Origin of the sequence: Pseudomonas putida, assembly GCF_028682635.1 — a bacterium.
Taxonomy (GTDB): Bacteria; Pseudomonadota; Gammaproteobacteria; order Pseudomonadales; family Pseudomonadaceae; genus Aquipseudomonas; species Aquipseudomonas putida_AE.
On sequence record NZ_JANHLK010000006.1, the window covers coordinates 321,493 to 334,281 of the forward strand.

At 59.6% G+C, this 12,789-nt stretch carries 12 protein-coding genes; 9 read left to right on the forward strand and 3 right to left on the reverse strand.

Features of this window, described 5'->3' with window-relative positions:
• Positions 1-202 precede the first annotated feature (202 nt).
• Together NPS56_RS10785 and NPS56_RS10790 are read right to left on the reverse strand one after the other, a co-directional pair.
• Positions 203-547: a pentapeptide repeat-containing protein gene (locus tag NPS56_RS10785; protein ID WP_274074590.1), complete on the reverse strand. Its 345-nt coding sequence runs from the start codon at positions 545-547 to the stop codon at positions 203-205.
• Positions 548-638: 91 nt separating this feature from the next.
• Positions 639-2,195 carry an AAA family ATPase gene (locus tag NPS56_RS10790; protein ID WP_274074591.1) on the reverse strand — a complete coding sequence of 519 codons (1,557 nt, stop codon included), beginning with the start codon at positions 2,193-2,195 and terminating at the stop codon, positions 639-641.
• Positions 2,196-2,310: 115 nt separating this feature from the next.
• Between NPS56_RS10790 and mrcB the strand changes: the two genes are divergently transcribed.
• The 3 genes from mrcB to NPS56_RS10805 are packed head-to-tail and all read left to right on the forward strand — an operon-like array spanning position 2,311 to position 5,736.
• Positions 2,311-4,632, forward strand: a complete 2,322-nt coding sequence (gene mrcB / locus NPS56_RS10795) for a penicillin-binding protein 1B (RefSeq protein ID WP_274074592.1) — start codon at positions 2,311-2,313, stop codon at positions 4,630-4,632.
• Between the two features lie 16 nt (positions 4,633-4,648).
• A complete protein-coding gene (locus NPS56_RS10800; protein ID WP_274074593.1) occupies positions 4,649-5,401 on the forward strand; it encodes a tetratricopeptide repeat protein in 753 nt (250 codons plus the stop codon).
• Complete coding sequence (locus tag NPS56_RS10805) at positions 5,401-5,736, forward strand: YqcC family protein (RefSeq protein WP_154910693.1); 336 nt, start codon at positions 5,401-5,403, stop codon at positions 5,734-5,736. Before NPS56_RS10800 ends, NPS56_RS10805 begins: the two co-directional genes overlap by 1 nt.
• A gap of 106 nt (positions 5,737-5,842) precedes the next feature.
• Here the strand turns inward: NPS56_RS10805 and NPS56_RS10810 are convergent, their stop codons facing one another.
• Entirely contained in the window at positions 5,843-6,265 is a 423-nt protein-coding gene (locus tag NPS56_RS10810) for a DUF4124 domain-containing protein (RefSeq protein WP_274074594.1), read from the reverse strand.
• 397 nt (positions 6,266-6,662) lie between these two features.
• Between NPS56_RS10810 and NPS56_RS10815 the strand changes: the two genes are divergently transcribed.
• From NPS56_RS10815 to msrQ, 6 genes are all read left to right on the forward strand, one after another.
• On the forward strand, positions 6,663-8,387 hold the full coding sequence (locus NPS56_RS10815) for an acetolactate synthase 3 large subunit (RefSeq protein ID WP_274074595.1): 1,725 nt from the start codon (positions 6,663-6,665) through the stop codon (positions 8,385-8,387).
• Between the two features lie 2 nt (positions 8,388-8,389).
• Positions 8,390-8,881, forward strand: coding sequence for an acetolactate synthase small subunit (ilvN, locus tag NPS56_RS10820; RefSeq protein WP_003176102.1), 492 nt, complete (start codon positions 8,390-8,392; stop codon positions 8,879-8,881).
• A 45-nt stretch (positions 8,882-8,926) separates the two neighbouring features.
• Entirely contained in the window at positions 8,927-9,943 is a 1,017-nt protein-coding gene (gene ilvC, locus NPS56_RS10825) for a ketol-acid reductoisomerase (protein WP_007909969.1), read from the forward strand.
• 144 nt (positions 9,944-10,087) lie between these two features.
• Positions 10,088-10,945: a CDP-diacylglycerol--serine O-phosphatidyltransferase gene (gene pssA / locus NPS56_RS10830; RefSeq protein WP_274074596.1), complete on the forward strand. Its 858-nt coding sequence runs from the start codon at positions 10,088-10,090 to the stop codon at positions 10,943-10,945.
• A gap of 63 nt (positions 10,946-11,008) precedes the next feature.
• On the forward strand, positions 11,009-12,022 hold the full coding sequence (msrP, locus tag NPS56_RS10835; RefSeq protein ID WP_274074597.1) for a protein-methionine-sulfoxide reductase catalytic subunit MsrP: 1,014 nt from the start codon (positions 11,009-11,011) through the stop codon (positions 12,020-12,022).
• A complete protein-coding gene (gene msrQ, locus NPS56_RS10840) occupies positions 12,022-12,642 on the forward strand; it encodes a protein-methionine-sulfoxide reductase heme-binding subunit MsrQ (protein WP_274074598.1) in 621 nt (206 codons plus the stop codon). The genes msrP and msrQ overlap by 1 nt, the downstream gene beginning before the upstream one ends.
• Positions 12,643-12,789: the final 147 nt, after the last annotated feature.

Here is a 12,789-nt window from a genome sequence, read left to right on the forward strand (position 1 = left end):
CTGAGGAGTGTAGCCATCAGTAGGAAAAGCGTGATTGTTTGCTCGTTTTTGACGCAAACGCTTCTAAGAGGGTGCAGGCGCGAGTGCTTCGAAAAGCTGCGAAGAGGAGGGTAAGGATGATAAAAACGATAGAATTTCAGGAAAAAAAGCACGCAGTCAAGCGCGAGGCGAGGGCGCTGGACTTGTCAATTCAGACGGGCGATCAGCGGGTGCGATAACGCAGGCGCGTACCGAAGTTCATCGACATCAGGATTTCGTCGGCGCTCAGTTCCACCGGGAAGTAGGCGCCGGAAATCTGCGCGTGGGCGAGGCTCGCCCCTTCAAGCGATGCGTTGCGAAAATCGATGCCGCGCAAATCGGCGGAGCGGAAATAGGCGTCGGTGAAGTCGATGCCGTCGGCGTTCAGTTCGCGCAGGTCCAGGCCGCGGAAATCACCACCGACCATGTCGATAGGCCCTTGCTCGGGGCGTTCTTTATTGAAGCCCGCGATGTCGTCTTTGTGCAGCAAGGCGTAGAGCGGGGTGTCGAGCAGTTTCGGTTGGCTCATTTTGCGTCACCTGTTGGATTCATGACGCGAGTGTAGTGCCACTATCTAAAAGCCGCGAAGCCGGGGCAGGCTTCACGGCCCAAAGGTTTGCTTACAGTCCCGGCAGGCGCTGGCGAATCTGTTCCACCACCGTGTCGAGGGTGCCGCTTTCATTGGTCTGTACGCGCTTGCTGCAGAGAATTTCTGCAGGCGTCAACGCTTCACGGCTGGCTTGCTGGGCTTCGATCACTGCCAGGGTAGCGTCGGACGGATCCTTCTTGTCGACCTGGCGCAGGGCCAGCCAGCTCTCGATCACTGCTTGCGGTGCATTGCAGTCAAGGATCAGGAACGGTGCGCCGGTTGCCTCGGCCACTTTCGCCGCGCTGTCGCGCTGCGCATGCTTGAGGTAAGTGGCGTCGACCACCACCGGGAACCCGGCGTGCAGGATCACCGCGGCAATGTCGTGCAGGCGCTGGTAGGTCGCGGCGCTGGCGTCAGCGCTGTAAATGCCGGCCTGCAGGTCATTGGCCACGGTTTGCTCGCCGAACAGACGCTTGCGTTCGACATCGGAGCGCAGGCGAATCGCCCCCAGTGCTTCCACCAGGCGCATCGCCACGTGGCTTTTGCCCACGGCGGACACACCGTGGGTGATGGCCATGAAACGCGAAGGGATGGTGCTGTAGCTTTCCGCCAGGTTGGCGTAGTTGCGGTATTGGCGCAGTGTCGTGGCGCGCTGTACCGGGGTCGCCTCGGCCGGCATGCTGAACAGACTTACCTTGGCGCGAACCAGGGCGCGGTAGGCCTTATAGAAGTTGAGCAGTTCCAGGCCCTGGTAATCGCCGGTCAGCTCCAGGTATTGGCTGATGAAGCGACGGGCCAGGCACTTCAGGCCGCGGTCTTCGAGGTCCATCGCCAGGAACGCGGTGTCGGCGTACACGTCGGTGAAGCGGAACGGTTCGTTGAATTCGATGCAGTCGAAGATCACGACCTGGCCGTCAATCACCGTAGCGTTGCCCAAGTGGATATCACCGTGGCATTCGCGAATGAAACCCTCGGCCTTGCGCTGGCTGAACAGTGGCTTGAGGCGTTCGAAGCTGCTGTCGGCCCAGGCCTGCAGGGCGTCCAGTTGCAGCAGGTCGGCCTTGTCGCTGAGGAAGGGGCGAATCTGCTCGAAGTTTTGCCGCACAGGGGCCATGACACTGTCCGGGGTCCCGGCTTCGTGTTCTGCCGGCACGCGCGGTGCGTCAAGGTGGAAGCGGGCGATCTGGTCAGCCATCTGGTCGACGTGCGCGGGCGTCAATTCGCCGTTGGCTTGCAGCGTGCTGAGCAAACCGTCCTGGCCAAACTGGCGCATTTTCAGGGCGTACTCGATGGCAGGACCTTCGCCGCCCAGTTGCGGTGCTTCGGCGCTACCGGTGATCGGCAGCACTTCGAGATAAAGATCCTGGGTCAGGCGCTGGTTCAGGCGCAGCTCTTCAGCGCAGAAATGCCCGCGAGCCTCGAGGGTGGTGAAGTCGAGGAAGCCGAAGTTCATCGGCTTCTTCACTTTATAAGCAAAGGGGCCGGTAAGCACGACCCAGGAAATGTGGGTCTCGATGACCTTGAATCCATCTACAGGATGCGGGTAGAGGGCCTTGTTTTGCAGGGCGGCGATCAGGGACTGGCTCACAGGCGATCCTTAAGAGTCGGAAAAAATTCAGGTCGTCATTATGGCGTCTAGCCAGCCTAACGCAAACTTGCGGGCCTCCTGTTGAGTATGAATAAAGTGCGTATAATCCGCCGCCATGACTCGTACTCGATCCCCCCGTACCCCAAAAAAACCACCCTCCAGAGGCCTGCGGCCCTGGCTGGGCTGGGCCCTTAAACTCAGCCTGGTCGGCCTCGTGGTGCTGGCCGGGTTCGCCGTGTACCTCGATGCCATCGTGCAGGAGAAGTTCTCCGGCAAGCGCTGGACCATTCCGGCCAAGGTCTACGCGCGCCCGCTCGAGCTGTTCGTCGGACAAAAGCTGAGCAGGGACGATTTTCTCACCGAGCTCGATGCCTTGGGCTATCGCCGTGAAAGCGTGGCCAACGGTCCGGGTGCGGCGTCGGTCAACGGCAATACCGTCGATCTGAATACCCGTGGCTTCCAGTTCTATGAGGGTATGGAGCAAGCGCAGCCGGTGCGTGTGCGCTTCTCGGGTGATTACGTGGCCGAGCTGTCGTCGACCAAGGGCTCGAAGTTGTCGGTGGTGCGCCTGGAGCCGCTGCTGATCGGCGGCCTGTACCCGAAAAACCTCGAAGACCGGATCCTGATCAAGATCGACCAGGTGCCGCCGTATCTGCTCGAAACCCTGGTCGCTGTCGAGGACCGTGATTTCTATCACCACTTTGGTGTTTCGCCGAAGTCGATCGCCCGTGCGATCTGGGTCAACGGTTCATCGGGCCGCATGCGCCAGGGTGGCAGTACCCTGACTCAACAGCTGGTCAAGAACTTCTACCTGACCAACGAGCGCAGCCTGAGCCGTAAGCTGACCGAAGCGATGATGGCGCTGCTGCTCGAACTGCACTACGACAAGCGTGAAATCCTCGAGGCTTACCTCAACGAGGTGTTTGTCGGCCAGGACGGTCAACGCGCGGTGCACGGTTTCGGGTTGGCCAGCCAGTTCTTCTTCAGTCAGCCTCTGGCCGAGCTCAAGCTGCATCAGGTGGCCTTGCTGGTCGGCATGGTCAAGGGGCCATCCTCCTACAACCCGCGCCGCTATCCGGAGCGTGCACTCGAGCGGCGTAACCTGGTGCTCGATGTGCTGCAGGAACAGGGCGTTGCCACGGCCGAGCAAGTCGAAGCGGCGAAGAAAATGCCGCTGGGCGTGACCAAGCGCGGCAGCCTGGCGGACAGCTCGTTCCCTGGCTTCCTGGACCTGGTCAAGCGCCAGCTGCGCGAAGATTACCGCGACGAAGACTTGACCGAGGAGGGGCTGCGGATCTTTACCAGCTTCGATCCGATCCTGCAGATGAAAGCCGAAGCGTCGGTCAATGACACCTTCAAGCGCCTCTCCGGCCGCAAGGGGTCGGATGATGTCGAGGCGGCCATGGTCGTGACCAACCCGGAAACCGGTGAGGTGCAGGCGATGATCGGCAGTCGCCAGGCCAGCTTTGCCGGGTTCAACCGGGCGCTGGACGCGGTGCGGCCGATCGGCTCGTTGATCAAGCCGGCGGTTTATCTGACGGCGCTGGAAAAACCCAGCCAGTACACATTGACCAGTTGGCTGTCGGATGAGTCCTTCTCGGTCAAGGGCGCGGACGGCCAGGTCTGGAAACCACAGAACTACGATCGCCGCTCCCACGGCACGGTTTTCCTTTATCAAGGGCTGGCGCACTCCTACAACCTGTCGACCGCGCGCCTGGGCCTGGCCGTGGGCGTGCCGAATGTCCTCAAGACACTCGGGCGCCTGGGTGTCAGCCGCGAGTTCCCGGCCTTCCCGTCGATGTTGTTGGGTGCCGGCGGCATGACCCCGATCGAAGTGGCAACCATGTACCAGACGCTCGCCAACGGTGGTTTCAATACGCCAATGCGCGGGATTCGCAGTGTATTGACGGCTGAAGGCGAGCCGCTCAAGCGCTATCCGTTCCAGATCCAGCAGCGTTTCGACCCGGCGTCGATCTACCTGATCCAGAGCGCTATGCAGCGGGTCATGCGCGAGGGTACCGGCAGCTCGGTTTACAACGTGTTACCAAAGACTTTGACCCTGGCCGGCAAGACCGGGACCAGTAACGACTCGCGGGACAGTTGGTTCGCCGGGTTCAGTCAGGACTTGCTGGCGGTGGTCTGGTTGGGGCGCGACGATAACGGCAAGACCCCGTTCACCGGTGCCACCGGTGCGTTGCAGGTCTGGACCAGCTTCATGCGCAAGGCCGACCCGTTGCCGCTGGACATGCCGCAGCCGGATAATATCGTTCAGGCCTGGGTCGATTCGCGCACCGGACAAGGTTCCGACGCCGGTTGCCCGGGCGCCGTGCAGATGCCGTATATTCGCGGCAGCGAACCGCCTCCCGGTGCCGCTTGCGGTGGCGAAAGCCCTTCCGGCGAAACGGTGATGGATTGGGTCAAGGGCTGGATGAATTAAGCAAAGAGGGTTTCAAGTGAACAAGTGGTTGATTCCAGCGGTTACCGCCGTGGCTTTGCTCAGCGGCTGCTCCACGGTGCAGCGCGGCTCGATTCCGGTGGAGGACTCCGGCACCAGGGTTTCCAACAGCGAGCGCGTATCGGCGAACGGCGGATACCGTCAGACGACGGTGCAACGTCCTGTGCAGTCCAGGCCTCAGGAGATTCCACAAGGCGATACCGGTGTGGTCGTGATGGTGCCAGGTGGTGGTGCGGTGGCGTCGGCACCGATCAGCACTGGTCCAATTACTCCGGGGCCCATTACTCCAGGACCAATAACGCCAGGCCCGATCGACACGTCGCCTGTACAGTCGGCACCGGTCAATCAGGGCAGCTACAGCATGCCGTCGACGCCGAGCGGTATTCCGTCGGCCAGTAGTTCCGGTGGCCTGTCCGCCGACGAGCAACTGGACGGTCCGGTACTGGCCCTGTTGACCACCGCTCAGCAACAACAGGCCAGCGGCGACCTCAATGGCGCTTCGTCCAGCCTCGAACGTGCCCAGCGTGTGGCCCCGCGTGAGCCGCAAGTGCTGTATCGCCTGGCACAAGTGCGCATGGCCCAAGGCGATGCGCCGCAAGCCGAGCAATTTGCCCGCCGTGGCCTGACCTTCGCCAACGGCCGTCCGGCACTTCAAGCCAGCCTGTGGGAACTGATCGCCCAGGCGCGTGAGAAGCAGGGCGACTCCTCGGGCGCGGCACTGGCTCGTCAGAAAGCCAAGGTCACGTCGTAATGGATGCACGCTTTCTAAAAATCGCCGATCAGCTACTGCTGATCGAGCGTGAATTGCGCGTGCAAGGGTGGTGGGACGAAGTTCCACCCTCCGCTGAAGCGCTGTCCAGTGTTGAGCCGTTTTCGGTCGATACACTGGACTTCGAGCAGTGGCTGCAATGGATCTTCCTGCCGCGCATGAAGATGATCCTCGAGCAGGACCTGCCATTGCCGAACGCATCGGGCATCCAGGAAATGGCGGAAATGGTCTTCGCCGGACGCAATGTCCAGGGCAGGGATCGCCAGCTACAGGTGTTGCTCAAAGAGTTCGATCAACTGATCACTGCCTCCCGCTAACCCCGACCTGTGGGGCCTGCGGGAACCTGTAGGAGCTGTCTCGTGGAACGAGGCTGCGATCTTTTCAAAGATCAAGAGATCGCAGCCTCGTTCCACGAGACAGCTCCTACATGCAGTTGTCGGCAATCTGTTTCTGCGTTTCGCCGATGCGCTCCTGACGTTGCGTGTCATCAAGGCGTCGCATCTGGCCATCCACTTCCTCTCTCAAGCGCGGATTATTCTGCAACTGCGCCAGGTTGGTTCGTGCCTGTTCGCAGAAAGCCCTCAATTGATTCTGTTGCTCGGCCACCTGCTTTTTCACCGACTTGTCGATGGCCTGCTGGTCGCCAATGGCGCCGCTGTGCGCGGCGGCGCCGGATATTCCAGAGGAGGAGGCGGGCGTGACGAGGGTTGTGGCTGGCTGATCCCTGGGCGGTTGCGCATCGAAATGGGTAACGCCCTGGGCGTCTACCCACTGGTAAATTTGCGCGGCCAGGGACAGCGGGCTGAGGGCGGCCATCAGGCCGGCGATGAAGAAGTGCGTACGCATGCCAATTCCTAGTCAAAAGTTGCGCAATTGAAGCTAACACACTGGGGGTTTACAGGTTTTTTCTTGCGTTCTCATGTGGTTAGTAGAATAAACCTCATAGACGACTTGACTTGCAGGGGACGAAACAGAAGAATCCAAAGTCCGCTGTAGAGGGACTGCCAGAAGCAGACCCACTCGGCAGATCATGAGGCGCACATCCGCGCCGACCTGTTACACCCGCAACGCGTTACCTCGCGCTGGGTGGGAAAGGCCCGCAACACTTGGGACGATCCCAATACTTGCTCAGTCAGTGCTGACGTAGTCGGCGACCACCGTCGCTCATGCTCTGCTGAGAAGTAAACCTATTAAGACCCGTCCCTTTTGTGGGCGGTATTCTGGCGTTTTAGAGGTGAACAACGTGGAGCTTTTATCTGGCGGTGAGATGCTCGTCCGCTTTTTGCGTGACGAAGGCGTCAAATATATCTACGGGTACCCGGGTGGTGCTCTTCTTCATGTCTATGATGCCCTGTTCAAAGAACCGGAAGTGACCCACATCCTGGTTCGTCACGAGCAGGCCGCGACCCATATGGCTGACGGCTACGCCCGTGCCACCGGTAAAGCCGGCGTGGTACTGGTGACTTCCGGCCCGGGCGCGACCAACGCCATCACCGGTATCGCCACGGCCTACATGGACTCCATTCCGATGGTGGTGATTTCCGGCCAGGTGCCGAGCACCATGGTCGGTACCGACGCCTTCCAGGAAACCGACATGATCGGTATCTCCCGGCCAATCGTGAAACACAGCTTCATGATCAAGCACGCGTCGGAAATCCCGGAAGTCATGAAGAAAGCCTTCTACCTGGCGCAATCCGGTCGTCCTGGTCCTGTCGTTGTCGATATCCCGAAAGACATGACCAACCCGGCCGAGAAGTTCGAATACATCTTCCCGAAAAAAGCCAAGCTGCGCTCCTACAGCCCGGCCGTTCGCGGCCACTCGGGGCAAATCCGCAAGGCGGCAGAAATGCTCCTGGCGGCCAAGCGTCCCGTGATGTATTCGGGCGGTGGCGTGATTCTCGGCAACGGCTCCGCGCCGCTGACCGAGCTGGCGAAAATGCTCAACCTGCCAGTGACCAATACCCTGATGGGCCTGGGCGGTTTCCCTGGCACCGACCGTCAGTTCATCGGCATGCTGGGCATGCACGGCAGCTACACCGCCAACCTGGCGATGCACCATGCTGACGTGATCCTGGCCGTCGGCGCACGGTTCGACGACCGCGTCATCAACGGCGCATCGAAGTTCTGCCCGAACGCCAAGATCATTCACATCGACATCGACCCGGCTTCGATCTCCAAGACCATCAAGGCCGATGTGCCTATCGTGGGTCCGGTCGAGAGCGTCCTGACCGAAATGGTCGCGATCCTCAAGGAAATCGGCGAGACCCCGAACAAGGAGTCCGTTGCCAGCTGGTGGAAGCAGATCGACGAGTGGCGCGGTGACCGCGGCCTGTTCCCTTATGACAAGGGCGACGGCAGTGTCATCAAGCCGCAAGCGGTGATCGAGACCCTGTGCGAAGTGACCAAGGGCGATGCCTTTGTGGCTTCCGACGTGGGTCAGCACCAGATGTTCGCCGCGCAGTACTACAAGTTCAACAAGCCGAACCGCTGGATCAACTCCGGTGGCCTGGGCACCATGGGCTTCGGTTTCCCGGCGGCCATGGGTATCAAGTTGAGCTTTCCGGATGACGACGTCGCCTGCGTAACGGGCGAGGGCAGCATCCAGATGAACATTCAGGAACTCTCGACCTGCCTGCAATACGGTTTGCCGGTAAAAATCGTCATCCTGAACAACGGTGTGCTGGGCATGGTTCGCCAGTGGCAGGACATGAGCTACGGCAGCCGCCACTCTCATTCCTACATGGAATCGCTGCCTGATTTCGTCAAGCTGGCAGAGGCCTACGGCCACGTTGGCGTGCGCATTACCGATTCGAAAGATTTGAAGTCGAAGATGGAAGAGGCGTTCGCCATGAAAGATCGCCTGGTGGTGATCGATATTTCGGTCGACACCAGCGAGCACGTCTACCCGATGCAGATCAAAGACGGCTCCATGCGCGATATGTGGCTGAGCAAGACGGAGCGTACTTAATCATGCGGCACATTATTTCCTTGCTTCTGGAAAACGAACCTGGCGCTTTGTCTCGTGTAGTCGGCCTGTTCTCGCAGCGCAACTACAACATCGAAAGCCTGACCGTGGCGCCAACCGAAGACCCGACCCTGTCGCGTCTGACGCTGACCACCGTGGGTCACGATGAAGTCATCGAGCAGATCACCAAGAACCTGAACAAGCTGATCGAAGTGGTCAAATTGGTCGACCTGTCGGAAAGTGCTCACATCGAGCGCGAACTGATGCTGGTCAAGGTCAAGGCCACCGGCGCCCAGCGCGCCGAGATCAAGCGCACCACCGATATTTACCGTGGACAGATCGTCGATGTCAGTGCCAGCGTGTATACCGTTCAATTGACCGGTACCAGCGACAAGCTCGACAGCTTCATCCAGTCCATTGGCACCGCCTCGATCCTGGAGACCGTCCGCAGTGGCGTCACCGGTATCGCCCGCGGCGACAAAGTACTCAGCATCTAAACCAAATTAGCGAATGGCCTGAACGGCCTGATATAGGGGAAATTCATGAAAGTTTTCTACGATAAAGACTGCGACCTGTCGATCATCCAGGGCAAGAAAGTTGCCATCATCGGTTACGGTTCCCAGGGCCACGCTCAAGCGTGCAACCTGAAAGACTCCGGTGTTGACGTGACTGTTGGCCTGCGCAAAGGCTCGGCCACCGTTGCCAAGGCTGAAGCCCACGGCCTGAAAGTGACTGACGTTGCTTCCGCCGTTGCTGCTGCCGACCTGGTCATGATCCTGACCCCGGACGAGTTCCAGTCCTCCCTGTACAAGAACGAAATCGAGCCGAACATCAAGAAAGGCGCCACCCTGGCCTTCTCCCACGGCTTCGCGATCCACTACAACCAGGTAGTGCCACGCGCTGACCTCGACGTGATCATGATCGCGCCGAAGGCACCAGGCCACACCGTGCGTTCCGAGTTCGTCAAAGGCGGCGGTATCCCTGACCTGATCGCGATCTACCAGGACGCTTCGGGCAACGCTAAAAACGTAGCACTGTCCTACGCAGCTGGCGTGGGTGGCGGTCGTACCGGCATCATCGAAACCACTTTCAAGGACGAGACCGAAACCGACCTGTTCGGCGAGCAAGCCGTTCTGTGCGGCGGTACCGTTGAACTGGTAAAAGCCGGTTTCGAAACCCTGGTTGAAGCTGGCTACGCGCCAGAAATGGCCTACTTCGAGTGCCTGCACGAACTGAAGCTGATCGTTGACCTCATGTACGAAGGCGGTATCGCCAACATGAACTACTCGATCTCCAACAACGCCGAGTACGGCGAGTACGTGACCGGCCCGGAAGTCATCAACGCCGAATCCCGTCAGGCCATGCGCAACGCCCTGAAACGTATTCAGGACGGCGAATACGCCAAGATGTTCATCAGCGAAGGCGCTACCGGCTATCCTTCGATGACCGCCAAGCGTCGTAACAACGCCGCGCACGGTATCGAAGTCATCGGCGAGCAACTGCGCTCCATGATGCCGTGGATCGGTGCCAACAAGATCGTCGACAAAGCCAAGAACTAAGTCGAGCTCTTGTACGAAAAACGCGGCTTAGGCCGCGTTTTTTCGTTTGGGGGGCTGGTTCTGGTATAAAGCTGCATCGTTTGCGGTCGAACCGTCGTCCCAGACACCTGTCGAAACTTTCCACCCCGTTGCAAGGTAATGTCCATGAGCGAACGTCCCGAAGAGCCAAACCAGGCCTCTGACGCCGAAAGCCTGCTGCCCATCGATGAACATGTCGAAGAAGGGCATGACGCTGAAGGCCGTAAAGTCCGGCATCGTGGTATCTATCTTCTGCCGAATCTGTTTACCACGGCGAACCTGTTCGCCGGTTTCTATTCCATCATCAACTCGATGAGTGCCCAGGCTGCCTTGAGCGCCGGTGACTCGATCGGTGCGAGCAAGTATTTCGCCTTTGCCGCCATCGCGATTTTCGTGGCCATGGTGCTCGACGGCCTCGACGGCCGCGTTGCGCGCATGACCAATACCCAGAGCGCCTTCGGTGCCGAGTACGACTCACTGTCGGACATGGTCGCCTTTGGTGTGGCACCGGCATTGCTCGCCTTCGGCTGGGCCCTGGGCGACATGGGCAAGGTTGGCTGGATGGTCGCCTTCATCTATGTAGCGGGCGCGGCGTTGCGCCTGGCGCGTTTCAATACCCAGGTCGGTACCGCCGACAAGCGCTATTTCATCGGTCTGGCCAGCCCGGCCGCAGCCGGTGTGGTGGCGGGGATAGTCTGGGCGTTCAGCGATTACGGCATCCAGGGTTCGAAGATGTCCTTCCTGGTGGCGCTGTTGGTTGCGGCGGCCGGCATGCTGATGGTCAGCAACATCAAGTACAACAGCTTCAAGGAACTGGATTTGAAGGGGCGCGTACCTTTCGTGGCGATCCTCGCCGTGGTGCTGGTGTTTGCGGTCGTGTTCAGTGATCCGCCGCGTATCCTGCTCCTGGTATTCCTCGGCTACGCAGCCTCAGGTCCCGTGCAATACCTGTTACATCTTCGTCGGCGCAAAAGCGCCGAGTGATGTAATTTCCCTCATACTCCGCAGTACGTTGGTGCGTCTGTTCTCCAATGCTGCGGAGTAGCCATGCTGATCAAAGTCCCAAAAGCGTCCGACTGCCATGAGTCGGACGTCACGCCTGAATCCCTCTATCTTTCCCGACGCAATGTTTTGGGTGCGGCCGTGGCCGGATTGGCCGTGAGCAGTCTGCCTCGATGGGCTGTGGCCGATGAAGCGGCGCGTTACCCGGATGTCGAGCCTGGCAAGGCACCGTCCTGGTTTGCCGAAAAGCTTCCATCCACCCAGTGGGGCGCCGTCAGCGTGAAGGACGAAGCGATCACCCCGTTCAAGGACGCCACGCACTACAACAACTTCTATGAGTTCGGCGCAGACAAAGGCGACCCGGCTGCCAACGCCGGCGCACTGAAGACCCAGCCCTGGACCGTGGTCGTGGACGGGGAGGTGGGCCGGCCTGGGCGGTATGCGCTGGAAGACTTCATGAAGCCTTATCAGTTGGAAGAGCGCATCTACCGTCTGCGCTGCGTGGAGGCGTGGTCGATGGTGATTCCATGGATCGGTTTCCCGATATCGGCATTGCTCAAACAGGTGGAACCTACGTCAAAAGCCAAATTCATTCGCTTCGAAACCCTGCAGGATCCCAAGAGCATGCCAGGCCAACGGTCCGGGTTCGCCTTGATCGACTGGCCTTATGTAGAAGGGCTGCGATTGGATGAAGCCATGAACCCACTGGCAATACTGGCGGTGGGCATGTACGGGCGTGAGTTGCCGAATCAGAACGGGGCACCCCTGCGTCTGGTGGTGCCATGGAAATACGGGTTCAAAAGCATCAAGTCCATTGTCCGGATAAGCCTGGTGAGCGAGCAGCCTGAAACCACCTGGCAGAGTATTGCCTCCGACGAGTACGGCTTCTACGCGAACGTGAACCCTACGGTTGACCACCCGCGCTGGACTCAGGCGCGCGAGCGTCGATTGCCCAGTGGCCTGTTCAAGCCGAATGTACGCGACACGCTGATGTTCAACGGCTATGCGGATGAAGTCGCTTCTTTATATGCAGGGCTCGATCTGCGGAAGAATTACTGATGCGCCATCCGCTCTGGCGTACAGCGGTTTTCGTGAGTGCAATGGTGTGGCCGCTGCTGTGGTTGTACCAGGCCTGGCAGGATGCACTGGGGCCAGATCCTGGCAAGGTGCTGGTGGACCGGTTGGGGTTGGGGACGCTTGTTCTGTTGCTCATCACATTGAGCATGACGCCGCTGCAAAAGCTCACGGGTTGGGCCGGGTGGATAGCTGTCCGGCGGCAACTGGGGTTGTGGTGTTTCGCTTACGTCGTCCTGCATTTGAGCGCCTACCTGGCGTTCATCCTTGGGTTCGACTGGTCGCAGCTGGGTGTGGAGCTGCGCAAACGTCCGTACATCATTGTCGGGGCCTTGGGCTTTTTGTGTTTGCTGGTGTTGGCGTGCACTTCCAATCGCTACAGTCAGCGGCGTTTGGGCGTGCGCTGGAAGAAGCTGCATCGTCTGGCGTATCTGATTCTGGTGCTCGGATTGCTGCACATGCTCTGGATCGTGCGTGCCGATCTGAAGGAGTGGGCGATCTATGCGTCCATAGGTGCGCTGTTGTTAGTGCTGAGGCTGCCGCCCCTGGCGCGTCGAATCCCGCGTTTGGTGGCTAAAAAGGGCACTTCTGCCAAAAAGGCCTAATTAGTGGTTGACGGCAGATTCTGGAAGCCTATAATTCGCCCCACTTCCGGCGCAGTCGAAACGGAAAACTCCTTGTTAAACAATGGGTTACGCAGTTTTGACAGTGGGTTGCTTCAGTTCATCGAAGCCGAAAGGAAGTTGAAAAAG

Bases quoted from the DNA above. Each gene is read 5' to 3' on its own strand.
- NPS56_RS10785 (WP_274074590.1), bottom strand. From the start codon at position 547: ATGAGCCAACCGAAACTGCTCGACACCCCGCTCTACGCCTTGCTGCAC.
- mrcB (WP_274074592.1), top strand. From the start codon at position 2,311: ATGACTCGTACTCGATCCCCCCGTACCCCAAAAAAACCACCCTCCAGA.
- NPS56_RS10805 (WP_154910693.1), top strand. From the start codon at position 5,401: ATGGATGCACGCTTTCTAAAAATCGCCGATCAGCTACTGCTGATCGAG.
- NPS56_RS10810 (WP_274074594.1), bottom strand. From the start codon at position 6,265: ATGCGTACGCACTTCTTCATCGCCGGCCTGATGGCCGCCCTCAGCCCG.
- ilvN (WP_003176102.1), top strand. From the start codon at position 8,390: ATGCGGCACATTATTTCCTTGCTTCTGGAAAACGAACCTGGCGCTTTG.
- ilvC (WP_007909969.1), top strand. From the start codon at position 8,927: ATGAAAGTTTTCTACGATAAAGACTGCGACCTGTCGATCATCCAGGGC.
- pssA (WP_274074596.1), top strand. From the start codon at position 10,088: ATGAGCGAACGTCCCGAAGAGCCAAACCAGGCCTCTGACGCCGAAAGC.
- msrP (WP_274074597.1), top strand. From the start codon at position 11,009: ATGCTGATCAAAGTCCCAAAAGCGTCCGACTGCCATGAGTCGGACGTC.
- msrQ (WP_274074598.1), top strand. From the start codon at position 12,022: ATGCGCCATCCGCTCTGGCGTACAGCGGTTTTCGTGAGTGCAATGGTG.